The following is a 19,530-nucleotide window of genomic DNA, read 5'->3' as shown; positions in this document are numbered from 1 at the left end:
AGACCGCCACCCGGGCCGTCGCCGTGCTCACGACCGCCACCCGGGCCGTTTCCGTGCTCACGACCGCCGTCCGGGCCGCCTCCGTGCTCACCCCAGCCGGCGCAGCCGCTCCACCGCCTCCTCCAGCACGTCCTCGCGCTTGCAGAACGTGAAGCGGACCTGGCTGCGGCCCGCCTCCGGGTCGTCGTAGAAGACCGAGACCGGCACGGCGGCGACCCCGCAGCGTTCCGGGAGGGCCCGGCAGAAGGCGTACGCGTCCTCCTCGCCGAACGGGGAGATGTCGGTGGTGATGAAGTACGTCCCCTCCGGCTCGTAGACCCGGAAGCCCGCGCTCCGCAAGCCCTCCGCGAGCAGGTCGCGCCGACGGCGCATGGACTCCCGGAACTCCGTGAAGAACGTGTCGGGCAGCCGCAGCGCCTCCGCGATGGCGTACTGGAACGGGCCGCCGCTCACGAACGTCAGATACTGCTTCGCCGAGCGCACCGCGGTCACCAGCGCCGAGTCGCCCGTCACCCAGCCGATCTTCCAGCCGGTGTACGAGAACGTCTTCCCGGCCGACGAGATGGAGACCGTGCGCTCGCGCATCCCGGGCAGGGCCGCGATCGGGTGGTGGGAGCCCTCGAAGACGAGGTGCTCGTACACCTCGTCGGTGACGACCAGCAGATCGTGCTCCACCGCCAGGGCCGCGATCCCGTTCAGCTCCTCGGGGGTGAGGACCGCGCCGGTCGGGTTGTGCGGCGAGTTGAGCAGCAGCAGGCGGGTCCGCGGGGTGATCAGGGCGCGCAGTTCGTCGAGGTCCGGGCGGAAGGAGGGGGCGCGCAGCGTGAGGGGGACGCGGACGCCGCCCGCCATGGCGATGCACGCGGCGTACGAGTCGTAGTACGGCTCGAACGCGATGACCTCGTCGCCCGGCTCCACCAGGGCGAGCAGGGAGGCGGCGATCGCCTCGGTGGCTCCGGCGGTGACCAGGACCTCGGTGTCCGGGGACCAGGCCAGTCCGTAGAACCGCTTCTGGTGGTCGGCGACGGCGGTGCGCAGTTCCGGGATGCCGGGGCCCGGCGGGTACTGGTTGCCGTGCCCGGCCCGCAGCGCCCGGACCGCCGCCTCCCTGATCTCCTCGGGGCCGTCGGTGTCGGGGAAGCCCTGGCCGAGGTTGATCGAGCCGGTCCGCGCGGCCAGCGCGGACATCTCGGCGAAGATCGTCGTACCGAACCCGGCGAGGCGGCGGTTGAGCAACGGTCGTCCCTGTGTCATGGGCGCCATCCTGTGCCCAAGCTCTGGAGTTGCTCAAGTCTGCTTTCGTTCGCGTGGGACGGGGGGATCCCCCTGTCACGAAGCAAGACCGAGAAACACGGAGAGATCCGGGAAGCGACGGGGGAACCGCGCTTCGGGGGAGAGAAAGGCGGGTGAGGGGCATGGGTGTCTTCATCACGGTGCTGATCGCTGTGGGTGTCCTGGTGGGTCTGGTGGTGTTCCTGGTGCGCGTGAGCAGCGTCGGGAGCGGTTCGTCCCGGCCGGGCGCCAAGCGCCGGTCCTCCGCGACCGCGACCGCGGGCGGGGGCGGCGGTGGTGGCGGTGGCGGCGGCTGGTGGAGCGGCGACAGCGGCTCGTCCGGCGACTCAGGCGGCCACTCCGGTGGTCACTCGTGCGGGGGCGGATCCTCGTCCTCCTCCTGCGGTGGTGGCGGCGGGTGCGGCGGGAGCAGCTGAGCCGGCCGCATCCGCCGCGGCGGAGAAGGAAACCGGCCGGTGACCGCCGTCGTCACCGACAGTGACTCGGGCACAGGGCGCCCGGAGGGTGAACTCCCTTCGGGCGCCCTGTCGTTGAGCCACGCAGACGAAAATGGTTGAACAGTTGAACCGGGCAGCCCCCGGGGGGATGGAAACCGCGTCAAGTTGGGTAAAAACGCTGCGAGTGCCGCGTACTTCGTGATTCCCTCGTTGAAGAGAACATTCAGCCCTCGGACCCCAGTTGGACCAGATCGGGCGCTCCCCTCCTCCCACGCGCATGTTCAGGGGACGTCGGCTGTCCATGTGTCCATGTGTGTTTGCGGAGCCGACCCATGCTCACCACCCTCCAGACGGCCTATTCCGATACCCGCGCCGCCGACCTGGCCTGGACCCTGGGCCGGGAGCCGCTTCCGGCCCTCGCCGTCCTCGACCTCCAGCTCGGCGGCGCCGAACTCCAGTTGAGGCTGCTCGGCGCCTCCCACCAGGTCCTCCTCCAGGAGGACCGCGGAGTCTGCTCCGAGACCGTTGCCTGCATGCCGGGCAGCAGCACCCCCCTTCCCCTCGGTGTCGCGAAGCGGCTCGGGGACTGGGAGTACGAATTCGCGGCGCGCGTCGAGACCCTGACCCAGGGGCAGTTCGCCGGCCGGGCGCAGGAGCTGCTCGCGCTCGTGAGCGACCACCCGCACGGCCTCGCGGGCACCTTTCCCGGCTCCCCGTACGCGTTCACCGCGATGCTCGCCCAGCGCATCGAGGGCCAGGTGCGGTGGCGTACCTGGCACGCGTACCCGCAGGAAGGGCAGTTGGTGGTCACCCGGACCCGGGTGGGGGTGCGCATCCCGGCGCCGGCGCTCTGAGGGGCGCGGCCGGGGGCGGGCGTCTCCCGGCCGCTCCACTTGCACCCTTGTGGGTGACAAGCGGCGACCGGGCGGTGACGTAGCGTTCGCAGCATGATCGACCAGCAGGTGTCGCTGCGAGGGGGCGCGGCGCGGCTTCCCGTACGGCCGAGGACCGGCCGGTTCCTCGTGCTGGCCGCCGTCTTCGTCTGCGCGGCCTGCGGCCTGGTGTACGAGCTGGAACTGGTCGCGCTCGCCTCCTACTTGATCGGTGACTCGGTCACCCAGGCCTCCGTCGTGCTCTCCGTGATGGTCTTCGCGATGGGCATCGGCTCGCTCCTCGCGAAACGTTTACGCTGCCACGCCGCCGTGGGTTTCGGCCTGATCGAGGCGGCCCTCGCACTGATCGGCGGCTCCTCGGCGCTCGTGCTGTACGCGTCGTTCGCCTGGCTCGGCGAGTCGCGCCACGCACTGGTCGGGTTCTCGCTGGCGATCGGGGTGCTGATCGGCGCGGAGATCCCCCTGCTGATGACCCTGATCCAGCGCGTCGACCGGCAGGACGCGGGCGGGGCGGTGGCGGACCTCTTCGCCGCCGATTACGTGGGCGCGCTCGTCGGCGGGCTGGCCTTCCCCTTCCTGCTGCTGCCGATGCTGGGGCAGCTCACCGGCGCGCTGTTCACCGGCGCGGTCAACGCGGCGGCCGGCGGGGCGCTGGTCCTGTGGGTGTTCCGGCGCGACCTCACCCCCCGCTCGCGCCGGCTCCTGGTCCTGGCCAACCTCTCGGTGATCGCCGTCCTGGCCACCGCCACGTTCCTGGTCGACGACTTCGAGCGGGCGGCGCGGCAGGCGGTCTACGGGGACCAGGTGCGGGTCGCCGTGCAGACCGGGGTGCAGGAGGTCGTCCTGACCGGCACCGACCGCGAATCCCTCGGCCTCTATCTGGACGGCCGGCTGCGGGTCAGCGCCCGCGACGAGCACCGCTACCACGAGGCGCTGGTCCACCCCGCGATGAACGGGCCCCGCGCCCGGGTCCTCGTCCTGGGCGGCGGCGACGGGCTCGCCGCCCGCGAGGTCCTCCGCTACCGGGACGTCCGCTCGGTCACCGTCGTCGAGATCGACCCCGCCGTCACCCGGCTGGCCCGCACCGACCCCGCCCTCTCCGGGCTCAACGGCCACGTCTACCGCGACCCGCGCCTCACCGCCGTCGGCGCGGACGCGTTCACCTGGCTGCGGGCCGACCGCCACCGCTACGACGTGGTGATCTCCGACCTGCCGGACCCGGGGGTCACGGCCAGTACGAAGCTGTACTCCGCCGAGTTCTACGGGCTGGTCGCCGAGGCCCTGGCCCCCCGTGGGCGGCTGGTGGTGCACGCGGGCCCGCCGGAGGCCCGGCCCCGGACCTTCTGGACCGTGGAGGCCTCGGTACGGGCCGGAGGCCTCGCGACCCGCCCGTACCGCATCCCGGGCCGCCCCTCCGGTTTCACCGCGAGCCCCGACCGGCTCGGCGGAGGCGGGGGCGGTGGCGGGGGCCCGGAGGACTGGGGCTTCGTCCTGGCGGGGGCGCGGGCCGTGGGGGAGCCGGGGCTGGGCGCCGGGGCGCCCGTGCCGCGCTCGCTGGGGGAGTCGGAGCTGCGCGACGGGGCCCGCGCGGCGGAGCGGCTGCGGCTGCCGGGGCAGGTGCCGTCCACGTTGATCCACCCGCGCTACTGGGAGGAGGCGTGAGGGGGCGGGCGTGCGGGCCGGGGGTGGGGAAGCCCTGACGTGCGGGCCTGGGGCGATTAGGCTCGGTCGGTATGGAGCATCAGGTGTTCGTTCCGGTCCCGGTCCCGGCCCTGCGGCACACGCTGGGCGATCCCGTCCGGGTCGCCCGCTGCGTACCGGGCATCCAGCAGGACGCCGACGCGTCGGCGTCACCCCTGGCGGGCCGGTTGAAGTTCCGGGCCGGCGGCCACACCATCACGTACCGGGGTGAGCTGGAGCTCTCCGGGTCCGGCCCCCACTTCTCGGTCACCGGGGAGGGCGTGGAGGCCCGGGGTGCCGGTGCGGTGAAGCTGGCCCTGACCATCGGCCTCACGGAGACGGACGGCGGGACGACCCTCGCCTACAGCGGTACGGCGAGCGGCGACGGCCGGCTGGCGGAGCTGGAGGAGGGCGCCGCGCTCGCGGCGGCCCAGCGGCTCCTGGACCGCTTCACCCAGCAACTGGTGACGGAGACGCTGGCCGCGCAGGAGGATGGCGGCGCGGAGGATGTCTCGGCCGAGGGGCTTGAGGGGGACGTCGAGGAGGCGTCCGGCGACATCCCGGGCGGGGAGCCGGTGGGTGACGGGCCGGTGGATGACGGGCCGACCGGGAAGGGGGCTTCTGCCGATGCGGACGCCGCCGCCGACCCCGCCGAACGTACCGAGCGTGCCGAGGCCGTGGAGCCCACCGAGCCCACCGAGCCCACCGAGCCCGCAGAGCCCGCCGAGACCGCGTCCGTGTTCGACTCGCCCGTGCCGCCGCCCGCGCTCGACCCCGTCGCCGGAGTGGAGTTCACCGTCCCGGACGAGCCGCCCGCCGAGGCCGCGCACGCCCGCCGGACCATGATCGGCCGCAGCGCGGAGGAGGTCGACCACGCGCCGCCGCGCGGCCGGTACGCCCCCGTGCCCTCGCCGGACGCGGGCGGAGCGGGCACCACCCTGCGCTGGGTCGCCCCGGCGGCCGCGCTCGCCCTCGCCTCCGCCGTGGTGCTGGGCCGGGCGTTGCGGCGCCGCAGGCCGTGAGCCGCCAGTAGGGTCGTCGGGTGAGCAGTAGCGAAGAGAGCGTCCGTGGCGGAGAAGAGCGCGCCCGGAACGAAGTGAGCGTCAGGCTGACCGCCGGGGACGCCGAGTTGACCGTCGACCCCGCCCACGGCTGCCGGATCAGCAGCTTGCGGATCGGCTCCACCGAACTGCTGCGCCAGGGCGAGCGGTACGGCTGCTTCCCGATGGTGCCCTGGTGCGGGCGCACCGGGTACGGGCAGTTCCGCAACGGCGACGCGTCCCACCAACTCCCCCTGAACTCCCCGCCGCACGCGATCCACGGCACCGGCCGGGACACCGCCTGGCGGACCGCCCACGCGGACAAGGCGCAGGCCGCCTTCTACTACGACCTCGCCGAGCCCTGGCCGTACGAGGGCCGGGTGACCCAGACCTTCGAGCTGACCGAGGACACGCTGACGCTCGGCCTCGCCGTCGAGACGTACGGCAACTCCTTCCCGGCCCAGGCGGGCTGGCACCCCTGGTTCCACCGCAGCCTCGGGGGCCGGGACGCCGAGCTCTCCTTCGACGCCGCCTGGCAGGAGGAGCGCGGCGAGGACCACCTGCCGACGGGCCGTCGCATCGACCCCGTACCCGGACCGTGGGACGACTGCTTCGGGATGCCCGACGGCGTCGATGTGAAGCTCACCTGGCCGGAGCAGCTGGAGCTGACGGTGAAGAGCCGCAGTGAGTGGGTCGTGATCTACGACGAGCAGGCCGAGGCGGTCTGTGTGGAGCCGCAGTCCGGGCCGCCGAACGGGCTCAACACCGCGCCCCGGCTGGTCACCCCGATCGACCCGCTGGAGATCACGACGACCTGGAGCTGGGCGCGGCTCTGAGGCGGGGCGTGCTCCGGGGGTTCCGGGCTGCGCTTACCCTCGTGTCCATGACTGACGTACGCGCTGACCTGCTCCAGCAGATCAAGGACAAGGCCGTGGTGCACGGCAAGGTGACCCTCTCCTCGGGTCTTGAAGCCGACTGGTACATCGACCTGCGCCGGATCACGCTGGACGGCAAGGCCGCGCCGCTGGTCGGCCAGGCCATGCTGGACGCCACCGCCGAGCTGGACTACGACTGCGTCGGCGGTCTGACCCTGGGCGCCGACCCGGTCGCCACCTCGATGCTGCACGCCTCCGCCGCACGCGGCGAGAGCCTGGACGCGTTCGTCGTCCGCAAGGCGCAGAAGGCGCACGGGATGCAGCGCCGGATCGAGGGCACCGACGTGAAGGGTCGCCGCTGCCTGGTGGTCGAGGACACCTCGACCACGGGCGGTTCCCCGCTCACCGCCGTCGAGGCCGTACGGGAGGCGGGCGGCGAGGTCGTCGCCGTCGCCGTGATCGTCGAGCGGGGTGCCGCACCGGCCATCGCCGAGGCCGGTCTGCCGTACGTACAGGTCTACTCGGTGGCCGACCTCGGTCTCGCCTGAGCCCTCGCCTGAGCCGAAAAGCGGACCCGGCGGACGTTTCACGTGAAACAGGGTCCGCCGAGTGGAGCCGGATGAGGAGTCTGGGAAGATGGGGGCGACGATGACGTCGCCCCCAGGTCAGGGACTCAAAGCCTGCACACCCGCACATCCCAAGGAGCGGTCAGATGCCCATCGCAACCCCCGAGGCTTACGCCGAGATGCTCGACCGGGCAAAGGCGGGCAAGTTCGCCTACCCGGCCATCAATGTCACCTCGACGCAGACCCTGCACGCGGCCCTGCGCGGCTTCGCGGAGGCCGAGAGCGACGGCATCGTCCAGATCTCCACGGGCGGTGCGGAGTTCCTGGGCGGCCAGTACAACAAGGACATGGTGACGGGCGCGGTCGCCCTGGCCGAGTTCGCGCACATCGTCGCGGCCAAGTACGACATCACCGTCGCGCTGCACACGGACCACTGCCCCAAGGACAAGCTGGACGGTTACGTACGTCCGCTGCTCGACGTCTCCGCCGAGCGCGTCGCCAAGGGTCTGAACCCGCTGTTCCAGTCCCACATGTGGGATGGCTCGGCCGAGACCCTCGCCGACAACCTGGCCATCGGCCAGGAGCTGCTGGCCAAGGCCGCCGCCGCCAAGATCATCCTTGAGGTCGAGATCACCCCGACCGGCGGTGAGGAGGACGGCGTCACGCACGAGATCAACGACGAGCTGTACACGACCGTCGATGACGCGCTGCGTACCGCCGAGGCGCTCGGCCTGGGCGAGAAGGGCCGCTACCTGCTGGCCGCCTCCTTCGGCAACGTCCACGGCGTCTACAAGCCGGGCAACGTCGTGCTCCGCCCCGAGCTGCTGAAGGACCTTCAGTCGGGCGTCTCCGCCAAGTACGGCAAGCCGGCCGGCAGCCAGCCGTTCGACTTCGTCTTCCACGGCGGTTCGGGCTCCACCGCCGAGGAGATCGCCACCGCGCTGGAGAACGGCGTCGTGAAGATGAACCTCGACACCGACACCCAGTACGCCTTCACCCGCCCGGTCGCGGACCACATGTTCCGCAACTACGACGGTGTCCTGAAGGTCGACGGCGAGGTCGGCAACAAGAAGACCTACGACCCGCGCACCTGGGGCAAGGCCGCCGAGGCCGGCATGGCCGTGCGCGTCACCGAGGCGTGCGCGAACCTGCGCTCCACGGGTACGAAGCTGAAGTAACCACGCGTCGGGGCTGAAGCAGCCACGCGTACGTACGGATGTACGGCCTCGGGCCCGGTCCTCCTTCCAGGGGGCCGGGCCCGTTGCTGTGCGGAGAGAACGAGAGCAAGGAGGGCCTCCCGTGGCCGCGCTGTATGACTTCGACACCGTCGTCGACCGCCGGGGCACCTGGTGCGTCCAGTGGGACGGGGTCGCGGACCGGTTCGGGGTCGACGGGCTGCTCCCGTTCACCATCTCCGACATGGACTTCGCCACCGCCCCCGAGGTGCTCGCCGCGCTGCGGGCCCGGCTGGACCACGGCGTCTTCGGCTACACCACCTGGCAGCAGGACGACTTCCGATCGGCCATCGCCCACTGGTACGCCACCCGGTACGGCACCGAGATCGACACCGGGCAGCTCGTGTACGGCCCGTCCGTCCTCAGCCAGCTCTCCCAGCTCCTCCAGATGTGGACGGAGCCGGGGGACGGGGTCGTCGTCCACACCCCCACGTACGACGGCTTCCGCAAGGCGATCACCGGGCTCGGGCGGGAGCTGCGCGGGGTGCCGGTGGGGGACGAGGCGGCGCTGGAGCGTGAGCTGTCCCGGGCGGACGCGAAGGTCCTGGTGCTCTGCTCGCCCCACAACCCGACCGGGCGGGTCTGGGCGGCCGACGAGCTGACCCGGATGGCGGAGCTGTCGGAGCGGTACGGGGTGGCGGTCGTCAGCGACGAGATCCATGCGGACTTCGTCCACGAGGGGTACGTCCATGTGCCGTGGACGCGGGTGGTGGGGGCCGGGGGCGGGGCCGGTCGCTGGGCGCTCATCTCGTCCGGGTCGAAGGCCTTCAACTTTCCGGCGCTGACCGGTGCGTACGGGCTGATCGGGGATCCGGCGGACCGGGCGGAGTATCTGCGGCGGATGGAGACGGCGGAGGGGCTGGCGTCCCCGGCGGTGCTGTCGCTGACCGCGCACATCGCGGCGTACCGGGAGGGCGGGCCGTGGCTGGACGCGGTGCGGGCGTATGTGGCGGGGAACCTCGGGTTCGTCGCGGAACGGCTCTCCGCGGTCCTTCCCGAGCTGGGGTGGGAGCCGCCGCAGGCCGGGTACCTGGCGTGGATCGACCTGCGGGCGACGGGGGTCGACGACGCGGAGTTGCAGCGGGTGCTGGTGGAGCGGGAGAGGGTGGCGGTCATGGGGGGTGCGGTTTACGGGGCGCCGGGGTTTGTTCGCCTGAACGTGGGGTGTCCTCGGGCGAAGGTGGTGCGGGGGGTGGAGGCGCTGGTGCGGGCGGTGGAGGCCGTGCGGTAGGTGGGCGGCCCGGAGGCGCTGCCCCCGGGCTCCCCGGCTCCTCGATCGCCGGAGGGGCTTGATGTGCGGGCCCCTGCCCGGTACGCGCCCGGACTTGACGGGTCGGCCCGACCGAGCTGGTCCGTCGAGTGCGGGATGGGGCGAACCGGGGGAAGCTGACCCCATGGCTGCTGCCCCCGCGCCCGGGGAGATCCGGGTCGCCTCGCCCGTCGGGCGCTGGGTCGTTCTGACCACCGTGCTCGGCTCCGGTATGGCGATGCTCGACTCGACCGTCATCAACGTCGCCCTGCCCCGCATCGGCGAGGACCTCGACACCGACCTGGCCGCGCTCCAGTGGACCGTCAACGCGTACATGCTCACGCTCGCCGGGCTGATCCTGCTGGGCGGGGCGCTCGGGGACCGGTACGGGCGGCGGCGGGTGTTCGTGGTGGGGATCGTGTGGTTCGCGCTGGCCTCGCTCCTCTGCGGGATCGCGCCGAACGCGGGGGTCCTCATCGCCGCCCGGGCCCTGCAAGGCGTCGGCGGGGCGCTGCTCACGCCGGGGTCCCTGGCGCTCATCCAGGCCAGTTTCCATCCCGACGACCGGGCGCGGGCCGTGGGGCTCTGGTCCGGGTTCGGCGGGGTCGGGGCGGCCGTGGGGCCGTTCGTGGGCGGGTGGCTCGTGGACGGGCCCGGCTGGCGGTGGGTGTTCCTGCTGAACCTGCCGCTCGCCGCGATCTGCGTACCCGTCGCCCTCCGCCACGTACCGGAGTCGCGGGATCCGGCGGCGCACGGCCGGTTCGACGTGCTGGGGGCCGTGCTCGGGGCGCTGGCGCTGGCGGGGGTGACGTACGCGCTGATCGAGGCGCCGGGCCGGGGCGCCTCGCCGCTCGTGATCGGGGCAGCCGTCGGCGGGGTGCTCCTCGGGGTGGCGTTCGTGCTGGTGGAGCAGCGGCGGGCGGACCCCATGCTGCCGCCGTCGATCTTCCGCTCCCGGCTGTTCACCTCGGTCAACCTGGTGACGTTCTGCGTCTACGCGGCCCTCGGCGGCTTCTTCTTCCTCTCCGCGATCCAGCTCCAGGTGGTCGCCGGGTACTCGGCGCTGGGGGCCGGTACCGCGCTGCTGCCCACCACCGTTCTGATGCTGCTGTTCTCGGCCTGGTCGGGGGAGCTGGGGCGGCGGATCGGGCCGCGCATCCCGCTCACGGTGGGGCCGCTGCTGGCCGCCGCCGGGATGCTCCTGATGCTGCGGGTGGGGCGGGGCAGCGCGTCCTTCGGCGGGTACGTGAGTGAGGTGCTGCCCGCCGTCACGGTGCTGGGCGCCGGGCTCGTCGTGGTCGTCGCCCCGCTCACCGCGACGGTCCTGGCCGCCGTGGACACCGGGCGGGCCGGGCTCGCCAGCGGGATCAACAACGCGGCCGCACGGGCCGCCGGGCTGATCGCGGTTGCCGCGCTGCCGCTGCTCGCGGGGATGGGCCCGGAGGCGTACCGGGACGCGGGCGAGTTCGCCTCGACCTTCCGGCGGGCGATGCCGATGTGCGCCGGGCTGCTGGTGCTGGGCGCGGTCATCGCCTGGTGGACCGTCCGCACCCCGACGGCCGCCGAGCGGGAACGGGCCGGGGAGCGGCCGGAGTGCACCGTGCACTGCGGGATCGTGGCCCCGCCGCTGGAGCCCGAGCGTGCCCGGGAAGACGAGGGGCCGGCCCGGTGAGGTGGGCGGTGCGGCCCCACCCGCGCCCCGGTGCAGGCACACTTGATCCATGTCCATCCACGAGAACCTTCTCGGGGGCCCCGCCCCGACCCACCTGCCCGACGACCCCGAGCCGCGCGAGCTGCTCGCCGCCGGTACCCCGCCCGCCGAGGTCGCCGCGAAGTACCCCACCTCCTCGCTCGCCTGGGCGCAGCTCGCCGACGAGGCTTTCGAGGGCGGCCGGGTCATCGAGTCGTACGCGTACGCCCGTACCGGCTACCACCGCGGCCTCGACTCCCTGCGCCGGGCCGGCTGGAAGGGCCACGGCCCCGTACCGTTCGAGCACGAGCCGAACCGTGGCTTCCTGCGCGCCCTGCACGCTCTGGCGCGGGCCGCCGGATCGATCGGGGAGACCGAGGAGCACGAGCGCTGCTCGACGTTCCTGCGCGACTCCTCGCCGACCGCCGCCGACATCCTGAGCTGAGCAGCCTTCCCCTGAGCCGCTCCCCTCCCAAGCGCAACGGGCGGGGAGCGGCTTAGTATGCGAGCAGGGGACCGGAGCTCCATCACCTCACGGAAGGGGCGGACCGCTACCCGGAAGCTCGTGTCGAGGAGACAGCAATGTCGACGAATCACCCCGACCCCGAAGCCACCGGTGCGGACACCCCGCACCTCGACTTCGCGGGAACGACTCCGTACGAGGACTATGTCCAGGCGGATGTCCTGACCCATCTGCAGCACCTCCGCTCCGACGACCCCGGCGAGATGGTCTTCCTGGTCACCACCCAGGTCATGGAGCTGTGGTTCACGGTCATCGTCCATGAGTGGGAGACCGCGACCCGCGCCCTGCGCGAGGACCGCATACCGGTCGCGCGCGACGCCCTGAAGCGTTCGCTGCGCGAGCTGGAGGCGCTCAACGAGTCCTGGCGGCCGCTCGCCGGACTCACCCCCGCCCAGTTCAACTCCTACCGGGGTTCGCTCGGCGAGGGCTCCGGGTTCCAGTCCGCGATGTACCGGCGGATGGAGTTCCTGCTCGGCGACAAGTCCGCCTCCATGCTGGTCCCGCACCGGGGCGCGCCCCGCGTCCACGCCGAGCTGGAGAAGGCGCTCGGGGAGCCCAGCCTGTACGACGAGACCCTCGCCCTGCTGGCCCGCCGCGGGTACGCCATCCCCGAGGCGGTCACCGGCCGGGACCTGACCAAGCGGTACGAGCCGTCGCCCGAGGTCGAGGCCGTGTGGGCGGAGATCTACTCCGCCGCCGACCAGAACGACGAGCTGGTGCGCCTCGGCGAGCTGCTCACCGACGTCGGCGAGCTCGTCTGGCGATGGCGCAACGACCACCTCGTCGCCACCCGCCGCGCGATGGGCTCCAAGACCGGTACCGGCGGTTCCGCCGGGGTGGCGTGGCTGGAGAAGCGCGCCACGAAGAACGTGTTCCCGGAGCTGTGGACGGCGCGCAGCCATGTCTGAGACCTCCCGTGACGCGCTCCGCGAGCGGGCGTCGAAGCTCGACGCCGCCGACCCGCTCGCCCCGCAGCGGGGGCTCTTCGCCCTCGACGACGGCGTCTACCTCGACGGCAACTCGCTCGGCGCGCTGCCCGTCCACGTCCCCGCCCGGGTGCAGGACGTCCTCACCCGTCAGTGGGGCGAGCTGCGCATCCGGTCCTGGGGCGAGAGCGGCTGGTGGACCGCGCCCGAGCGGATCGGCGACCGGATCGCCCCGCTCGTCGGGGCCGCCGCAGGGCAGATCGTCGTCGGTGACTCGACCAGCGTGAACGTCTTCAAGGCGGTCGTCGCGGCCACCCGCCTCGCGGGCGAGGGACGCGACGAGATCCTGGTTGACGCCACGACGTTTCCCACGGACGGGTACATCGCCGCCTCCGCCGCCCGGCTCACCGGTCACCGGATCGTGCCGGTCGCACCCGACGGCGTACCGGCCGCGCTCGGCCCCCGTACGGCCGCCGTCCTCCTCAACCAGGTGGACTTCCGCACGGGCCGGCTGCACGACCTGCCCGGACTGACCGCCGCCGTCCACGCGGCGGGCGCGATCGCGGTGTGGGACCTCTGCCACAGTGCGGGCGCGCTGCCGGTCGGGCTGGACGAGCACGGGGTGGACCTGGCCGTCGGCTGCACCTACAAGTACCTGAACGGCGGACCCGGTTCGCCCGCGTACCTGTATGTCGCCGAGCGCCACCAGGCCGCCTTCGACTCCCCGCTGCCGGGCTGGAACTCGCACGCCGACCCGTTCGGCATGACCCCCGACTACGCCCCTGCGGACGGTTCCGTACGGGGCCGGGTCGGCACGCCCGACATCGTCTCCATGCTGACGCTGGAAGCGGCGCTGGACGTGTGGGACGGGGTATCCGTGGACGCCGTACGGACCAAGTCGCTGGCCCTGACGGACTTCTTCCTGGAGTGCGTCGAGGCGTACGTACCGGCGGGCAGGGTCACCTCGCTCACCCCGGCCGCGCACGCCGAACGCGGCAGCCAGGTCGCCCTGCGCTGCGACGATGCCGAACGCGTGATGCGCCGGCTCATCGAGCGGGGCGTCGTGGGCGACCTGCGGCGGCCCGATGTGCTGCGGTTCGGGTTCACCCCGCTGTACGTGGGGTTCGCCGACGCGGAACGGGCGGCGCGGGTCCTGGCCGAGGTGCTCGACGAGGTGCCGGCCGGCTGACTGACCGTCAATGCGTGTGCGACCGGGCGGGGACGGTGCTGATCACTGGTACCGTCCCCGCAGGTCAACCCAGTTGGGCCAGGACCCAGGCACAGGACACAGGCATAGGACGGTTGAGCAGCATGTCGGATTCTGCCGCGCGTGATCGGGACGTCGCCGAGACCGAGTCGGCGCTCGCACATCCGGTGGTCGCCCCCGACCGGACCGCCTCCTACGGCGACCATCCCGACCAGGTCATCGACTTCTACGCCCCGCGCGACGGCCGCACCGGCGCCCCGCTCGTCGTCCTGCTGCACGGCGGCGCCTGGCGGGCCCCCTACGACCGCGCGCACGTCTCCCCGCTCGCGGACTTCCTGGCCCGGCGGGGGTTCGCCGTGGCGAGCGTGGAGTACCGGCGCGGCGGCGCGGAGGGCCAGGGGCAGGAGCCCGGTGCGGACCCGGTGGCCGGGAGCTGGCCGGAGACCTTCGACGACGTGGCCGCCGCACTCGACGCCGTACCGGCACTGGCCGCCCGGGAGCTGCCGGAGGCCGACGTGCGACGGATCGTGGTCACCGGGCACTCGGCGGGCGGCCACCTCGCGCTCTGGGCGGCGGCACGCCACGTGCTGCCCGAGGGGTCGCCCTGGCACCTGCCCGCCCCGCCGCCGCTGCGTGGGGTCGTCGCACTGGCCCCGATCGCGGACTTCGCCACGGCGGTGGAGCTGGGGGTGTGCGGCGGTGCGGTCAGCCAACTCCTGGGGGAGGGCGGGGAGTCGCAGGAGCGTACGGCCCAGGCCGACCCCACCGCCCTGCTGCCCACGGGGATCGCCACCGCGATCGTCCACGGTGAGGAGGACATCGTCGTCCCGCTGGCCGTCTCGGAGGCGTACGTCGACGCGGCGGCGAAGTCCGGCGAGATGGTCGGGTTCACACTGCTCGGCGACGTCGGGCACTTCCCGCTGATCGACCCCCTCGCCGACGCCTGCGCGATCGTGGCGGAGGAGATCACGCAGCTGGCGTGGTGAGGTCTTCGAGGCGCTGTCCCCTTGCGGACGGAAGCTGACCGCAAGGGCTCCTAGGTTGGGTGTTGCCGGACCGAACGGCCGGACCTGACGAAGGAGACCCGCAATGACGATCCTGGTGACCGGAGCCACGGGAACGGTCGGCCGTCGAGTGGTCGAGCAGCTGCTGGAGCGCGGCGAGCACGTCCGGGCCCTGACCCGCGACCCGGCGCGCGCCGAGTTTCCCGCGGGCGTCGAGGCCGTGCGCGGCGACCTCGCCGACCCGGCCTCGCTGGAGGGCGCGCTGGAGGGCGTGACCGGGCTGCACCTGATCACCTTCGACGGCGGCCTCTTCGCCCCGCTGGCGACCGGCGAGGAGATCCTGGAGCGGGCCCGCGCGGCGGGGGTGCGCAGGGTCACCGTGCTCAACGGCGGCGGGGACACCCCCATGGAGACCGCGGTACGGGCGAGCGGTCTCGCGTGGACCGTCGTCATGCCGGTCGAGTTCATGGCGAACGCCCTGGAGTGGGCGCCCGGCATCAAGGCCGAGGACGTGGTCCGCGAACCGTTCGTCGACCGGCTGAGCGCGATGGTCCATGAGTCCGACATCGGCGCGGTCGCGGCGACGGCGCTCACCGAGGACGGCCACGGCGGCCAGGTGTACCTGATCACCGGCCCGCAGGCGCTGACCGTCGGGGACAAGGTGGCGGCCGTCGCGGCGGCGCGGGGCCGGGCGGTCGAGCTGGTGGAGCTGAGCGAGGAGGAGGCGCTCGCCGACTGGCGGGCCAAGGGGATGCCCGAGGACGTGATCGCGTTCCTGATCGAGGTCTACCGGGACACCCCGCCGGAGGGGAAGACCGTGATCGACACGGTGGAGAAGGTCACCGGGCGGCCGGCCCGGACGTTCGCGCAGTGGGCCGAGGAGCACGCGGAATTCTTCCGTCCGTGACCCTTGGAACGTGCCTCGGAACGCCCCCGGAACGCCCCCCGGAAAGCCCCCCCGGAACGTCGCTCGGCGGCCTCGGGGGGCGCTGCCCCGGGGCGCGAGTAGGGCGCGTAGTCCTTGAGAGGGATGCCCCGGAATCAGCATCTGTAGGGACGACCCGCACTCCGCCGCCGCCTACCGTGGAAGCGTGACCGAGACCCAGACGAAGACCAGTAGCCCGGAGTTCCGGGCGGCCGCCGGTGCGATGGACGGCCTGCGGGAAGACCTCATCCGCCCCGTGTTCGCCTACCGCCCGCTGCCGCCCCTCTCGCCCGAGGGGCGGTTCATACGCCGGCTGCCCGAAGGGCTGAAGCGGGCCGTGGTCTGGACCCCGCACGCCCTGGTGCTGTTCGCCGCCTTCATCGTGATGATGGCCGGGTTCGCCAACTGGAACTTCCGCCTCCTCATGGGGCTGGTGCCCGCGATCGCCGTCGCGATGACCCTGGTCAGGCCGGTCGCCGCGTTCTGGGCCTCCTGGGCCGCGACGCTCTTCTGCGCGATCCTGGGGAGCGACGGGCTGTGGGGGCCCAGCGCCTTCATGGCGCAGGCGGTGGTCATGGTGGTCGTGGCGGCCCGGACCCGGCCCCGTACGGCGCTCTGGATGTGGCTGCTGACCCTGCTGTTCGGGGTGGTGCTGGAGGGCGGGGACGCGTCCATCACCGCGCCCATGGCCATCCTGACCGCCTTCGCGCTGCTCTTCGTCTCCCTGCTCCAGGTCCGGCGCGACGCCGCACGGGAGGTCCGCGACGCCGAGCGCGAGGTCACCGTCCAGCGCACCGTCACCGCCGTCGAGCGCGACCGGCGCACGCTGCTGGAGGAGCGCACCACCATCGCCCGGGAGCTGCACGACGTGGTCGCCCACCACATGTCGGTCGTCGCGATCCAGGCGGAGGCCGCCCCCTACCGGGTGGAGAACCCGCCGCCCGAGCTGGAGCAGGCCTTCGTCACCATCCGGGAGAACGCGGTGGCCGCCCTCACCGAGCTGCGCCGCGTCCTCGGAGTCGTCCGGGCGGAGGACTACGAGGCCCCGGACGCCCCGCAGCCCACGCTCGCCGTGCTCGACGGGCTCCTGGACAACGTCCGCGGGACGGGCCTGGAGACGGAGAAGGTGATCACCGGGGCCGTCCGTGAGCTGCCCCAGGGCGTCGAGCTGTCGGCGTACCGGATCATCCAGGAGGCCCTCAGCAACACCCTCCGGCACGCGCCGGGCGCCACAGCCAGGGTCGAGATCGCCTATGTGCTCGGCGGGATCGGGCTGCGCATCGTCAACGGGCCGCCGAAGGGCCTGGTCAAGCCGTCGCCGGGGGCCGGGCACGGGATCACCGGGATGCGGGAGCGGGTGGCGATGCTGAACGGAGTGATGACGGCCGTGGGGACGGAGGACGGCGGGTACGAGGTCGCGGTCTTCCTGCCCGTACCGGTGGCGGACGAGCCGGCGGAGCCGGTGGAGCCGGTGGAGCCGGTGGAGCCGACCGACCCGGCCGAGGGGGCCACCGTCCCCCAGATCGTCCTGCACAAGAAGGCGGACCGGACATGAGCGACATCCGTGTCCTGATCGTGGACGACCAGATGATGGTCCGCGAGGGCTTCTCCGTGCTGCTCAACGCCATGCCGGGGATCACCGTCGTGGGCGAGGCGGTGGACGGCCGGGACGCCATCGACAAGGTCGCCGCCCTCTTCCCGGACGTCGTCCTGATGGACATCCGGATGCCGGGGATGAACGGCATCGACGCGACCCGCGAGATCGTCGCGCAGGTCGTGGACGCCAAGGTGCTGGTGCTGACGACGTTCGACCTGGACGAGTACGTGTACCAGGCGCTGCGGGCCGGGGCCTCGGGCTTCCTCCTCAAGGACGCCTCGGCCCGGCAGCTCGCCGACGGCGTACGGGTGGTGGCCTCGGGCGAGGCGCTGCTCGCGCCCTCCGTGACCCGGCGCCTGATCACCGAGTTCTCCAAGCTCGCGGAGGCCCCGCGGCAGCCCGCGCTCGCCCGGATCGGGGACCTCACCGAGCGTGAGACGGAGGTGCTCGTCCTGATCGCGCAGGGGCTGTCGAACGCGGAGATCGCCTCCCACCTGATCGTCGCCGAATCCACGATCAAGACGCACGTCAGCCGCATCCTGGTGAAGCTCGGCCTGCGCGACCGGACGCAGGCGGCGGTGTTCGCGTACGAGGCGAGGCTGGTCACGCCGGGGTAGGGACCGGGGCCCCGTGCGCGGGGCCGGGCGGTGGACGGTCGAGGGGGCGCGCGGTGGCCGGGCTCCCGGATCCCGTGCGGTGGCCGGGGCTTCCGGACCCCTTGCGGTGGTGGTGGACGCGGGTAGCGTCGGGTCATGCACGTGTCCTTCGACCCCTGGTCGCCCGCGTTCGTCGCCGATCCCTACCCCGCCTACGCCGCCCTGCGCGCCGCCGGCCGGGCGCACTACTTCGAGCCGACCGGACAGTGGCTCATCCCGCACCACTCCGACGTATCGGCCCTGCTGCGCGACCGGCGCCTGGGCCGTACGTATCTGCACCGCTTCACCCACGAGGAGTTCGGCCGCACCCCGCCGCCCGCCGCGCACGAACCGTTCACCACGCTCAACGGGCAGGGGCTGCTGGACCTGGAGGCCCCCGACCACCCCCGCATCCGGCGGCTCGTCTCCAAGGCGTTCACCCCGCGCACGGTCGAGAACCTCGCCCCGACCGTACGGCGGCTGGCGGCCGAGCTGGTCGACGCGTTCGTGGCCAAGGGCGGCGGGGACCTGCTGGCGGAGGTCGCGGAGCCCCTGCCGGTCGCCGTGATCGCAGAGATGCTGGGCGTGCCGGAGGAGGACCGGGTGCCGCTGCGGCCCTGGTCGGCGGCGATCTGCGGGATGTTCGAGCTGAACCCCTCCGAGGAGACGGCCGCGGCCGCGGTCCGGGCGTCGGAGGAGTTCTCCGCGTATCTGCGCGGGCTCATCGCCGAGCGGCGCAAGGCCCCCGGCGACGACCTGATCTCGGCGCTCATCGCTGCCCACGACGAGGGGGAGCGGCTGACCGAGCAGGAGATGGTCTCCACGTGTGTGCTGCTGCTGAACGCGGGCCACGAGGCGACGGTGAACACCACGGTCAACGGGTGGCGCACCCTCTTCCACCACCCCGAGCAGCTAGCCGCCCTCCGGGCCGCGCCCGCTTCGCTGTCGGCGGCCGTGGAGGAACTCCTGCGCTACGACACCCCGTTGCAGATGTTCGAGCGGTGGGTGCTGGACGACATCGAGGTCGACGGCCAGGTGATCGGGCGCGGGGCGGAGGTGGCGCTGCTGTTCGGCTCGGCCAACCGGGACCCGGAGCGGTTCGCGCACCCGGACACGCTGGACCTGACCCGGCCGGACAACCCGCACGTCACGTTCGGCGCGGGCATCCACTACTGCCTGGGCGCTCCGCTGGCACGGCTCGAACTCACCGCCTCCTTCGGTGAGTTGCTGCGGAAGGCGCCCGCGATGCGGATGGTGGCGGAGCCGGAGTGGCACCCGGGGTATGTGATCCGGGGGCTGAAGGAGCTGGTGGTGGAGGTGTAGGCGGCGCCTGCGCGGTCGGGGTCAGCAGGGTGAGCCGCAGTCCTCCAGCGCCTGGGGGCCGGCCAGGACGTCGAAGGCGTAGCCGAAGGCGGCGAGCCCTGCGGCTACGGCCGCCAGGCCGAGGGCGCCGAGCCACCGGCCCCGGACGACGGCGAAGACGGCCAGGGCGGTGGCGAACCCGCCGAGGGCCATGACGGGGAGGCCCAGCCAGAGGACGGCCGGGTTGGTCTCGCCCTCGAAGCCGCCGAAGAGGCCCTTCCTGCCGTACGGGAGCCAGGCCGCGATGCCCGCGAGGGCGCCGAGCGCGGCGGCGAGGCAGCCGATGGTTCCGGCGGCGGCTTCCTGTCGGGTCTCCATGCGCGGGGAGACGCGCCGGGGCCAGGGTGCGGTTCCGCTGCCTCGGGTGCGCTGCCCCCGGACCCCCGCTCCTCA

General features: G+C 73.0%; 19 protein-coding genes. 17 read left to right on the top strand and 2 right to left on the bottom strand.

Annotated features, from left to right (window positions below; all coding sequences use genetic code 11):
* Positions 1 to 87 precede the first annotated feature (87 nt).
* Positions 88 to 1,254 (bottom strand): pyridoxal phosphate-dependent aminotransferase, encoded by a 1,167-nt coding sequence (locus IE264_RS06115; protein WP_032760413.1) that lies wholly within the window; start codon positions 1,252 to 1,254, stop codon positions 88 to 90.
* A gap of 161 nt (positions 1,255 to 1,415) precedes the next feature.
* On the opposite strand from IE264_RS06115, the gene IE264_RS06110 reads away from it, so the two are divergent.
* From IE264_RS06110 to IE264_RS06030, 17 genes are all read left to right on the top strand, one after another.
* Positions 1,416 to 1,709 (top strand): hypothetical protein, encoded by a 294-nt coding sequence (locus tag IE264_RS06110; protein WP_032760415.1) that lies wholly within the window; start codon positions 1,416 to 1,418, stop codon positions 1,707 to 1,709.
* Between the two features lie 353 nt (positions 1,710 to 2,062).
* Positions 2,063 to 2,584 (top strand): DUF2617 family protein, encoded by a 522-nt coding sequence (locus IE264_RS06105; RefSeq protein WP_015609566.1) that lies wholly within the window; start codon positions 2,063 to 2,065, stop codon positions 2,582 to 2,584.
* A 93-nt stretch (positions 2,585 to 2,677) separates the two neighbouring features.
* Complete coding sequence (locus IE264_RS06100) at positions 2,678 to 4,285, top strand: polyamine aminopropyltransferase (RefSeq protein ID WP_032760416.1); 1,608 nt, start codon at positions 2,678 to 2,680, stop codon at positions 4,283 to 4,285.
* Positions 4,286 to 4,356: 71 nt separating this feature from the next.
* A complete protein-coding gene (locus tag IE264_RS06095) occupies positions 4,357 to 5,325 on the top strand; it encodes an SRPBCC family protein (RefSeq protein ID WP_032760417.1) in 969 nt (322 codons plus the stop codon).
* 20 nt (positions 5,326 to 5,345) lie between these two features.
* On the top strand, positions 5,346 to 6,179 hold the full coding sequence (locus IE264_RS06090) for an aldose epimerase family protein (RefSeq protein WP_015609563.1): 834 nt from the start codon (positions 5,346 to 5,348) through the stop codon (positions 6,177 to 6,179).
* Positions 6,180 to 6,226: 47 nt separating this feature from the next.
* Positions 6,227 to 6,766 carry an orotate phosphoribosyltransferase gene (gene pyrE, locus IE264_RS06085; RefSeq protein WP_031125422.1) on the top strand — a complete coding sequence of 180 codons (540 nt, stop codon included), beginning with the start codon at positions 6,227 to 6,229 and terminating at the stop codon, positions 6,764 to 6,766.
* A 164-nt stretch (positions 6,767 to 6,930) separates the two neighbouring features.
* Positions 6,931 to 7,962: a class II fructose-bisphosphate aldolase gene (gene fbaA / locus IE264_RS06080; RefSeq protein WP_015609561.1), complete on the top strand. Its 1,032-nt coding sequence runs from the start codon at positions 6,931 to 6,933 to the stop codon at positions 7,960 to 7,962.
* A 121-nt stretch (positions 7,963 to 8,083) separates the two neighbouring features.
* Positions 8,084 to 9,250: a MalY/PatB family protein gene (locus IE264_RS06075; RefSeq protein ID WP_032760418.1), complete on the top strand. Its 1,167-nt coding sequence runs from the start codon at positions 8,084 to 8,086 to the stop codon at positions 9,248 to 9,250.
* Positions 9,251 to 9,413: 163 nt separating this feature from the next.
* The gene (locus IE264_RS06070) at positions 9,414 to 10,940 is read left to right on the top strand and encodes a DHA2 family efflux MFS transporter permease subunit (RefSeq protein ID WP_032760420.1); all 1,527 of its coding nucleotides are present in this window, start codon (positions 9,414 to 9,416) and stop codon (positions 10,938 to 10,940) included.
* 49 nt (positions 10,941 to 10,989) lie between these two features.
* Positions 10,990 to 11,403 carry a DUF3151 domain-containing protein gene (locus IE264_RS06065; protein ID WP_015609558.1) on the top strand — a complete coding sequence of 138 codons (414 nt, stop codon included), beginning with the start codon at positions 10,990 to 10,992 and terminating at the stop codon, positions 11,401 to 11,403.
* 137 nt (positions 11,404 to 11,540) lie between these two features.
* Positions 11,541 to 12,389, top strand: a complete 849-nt coding sequence (locus IE264_RS06060; protein WP_015609557.1) for a tryptophan 2,3-dioxygenase family protein — start codon at positions 11,541 to 11,543, stop codon at positions 12,387 to 12,389.
* On the top strand, positions 12,382 to 13,596 hold the full coding sequence (kynU, locus tag IE264_RS06055; RefSeq protein ID WP_032760422.1) for a kynureninase: 1,215 nt from the start codon (positions 12,382 to 12,384) through the stop codon (positions 13,594 to 13,596). Before IE264_RS06060 ends, kynU begins: the two co-directional genes overlap by 8 nt.
* A gap of 122 nt (positions 13,597 to 13,718) precedes the next feature.
* Positions 13,719 to 14,600: an alpha/beta hydrolase family protein gene (locus tag IE264_RS06050; protein WP_032760424.1), complete on the top strand. Its 882-nt coding sequence runs from the start codon at positions 13,719 to 13,721 to the stop codon at positions 14,598 to 14,600.
* 103 nt (positions 14,601 to 14,703) lie between these two features.
* Positions 14,704 to 15,525, top strand: a complete 822-nt coding sequence (locus IE264_RS06045; RefSeq protein WP_015609554.1) for an SDR family oxidoreductase — start codon at positions 14,704 to 14,706, stop codon at positions 15,523 to 15,525.
* 184 nt (positions 15,526 to 15,709) lie between these two features.
* Complete coding sequence (locus IE264_RS06040) at positions 15,710 to 17,098, top strand: sensor histidine kinase (RefSeq protein ID WP_032760425.1); 1,389 nt, start codon at positions 15,710 to 15,712, stop codon at positions 17,096 to 17,098.
* Positions 17,095 to 17,757: a response regulator gene (locus IE264_RS06035; protein ID WP_015609552.1), complete on the top strand. Its 663-nt coding sequence runs from the start codon at positions 17,095 to 17,097 to the stop codon at positions 17,755 to 17,757. The genes IE264_RS06040 and IE264_RS06035 overlap by 4 nt, the downstream gene beginning before the upstream one ends.
* 135 nt (positions 17,758 to 17,892) lie before the next feature.
* On the top strand, positions 17,893 to 19,098 hold the full coding sequence (locus tag IE264_RS06030; RefSeq protein ID WP_032760428.1) for a cytochrome P450: 1,206 nt from the start codon (positions 17,893 to 17,895) through the stop codon (positions 19,096 to 19,098).
* 21 nt (positions 19,099 to 19,119) lie between these two features.
* On the opposite strand, the gene IE264_RS06025 is transcribed toward IE264_RS06030, so the two are convergent.
* A complete protein-coding gene (locus tag IE264_RS06025) occupies positions 19,120 to 19,455 on the bottom strand; it encodes a hypothetical protein (protein ID WP_015609550.1) in 336 nt (111 codons plus the stop codon).
* Positions 19,456 to 19,530: the final 75 nt, after the last annotated feature.

This window comes from Streptomyces microflavus (genome assembly GCF_014650075.1).
GTDB lineage: Bacteria > Actinomycetota > Actinomycetes > Streptomycetales > Streptomycetaceae > Streptomyces > Streptomyces microflavus.
This window is presented reverse-complemented; position numbering and strand designations above follow the sequence as displayed.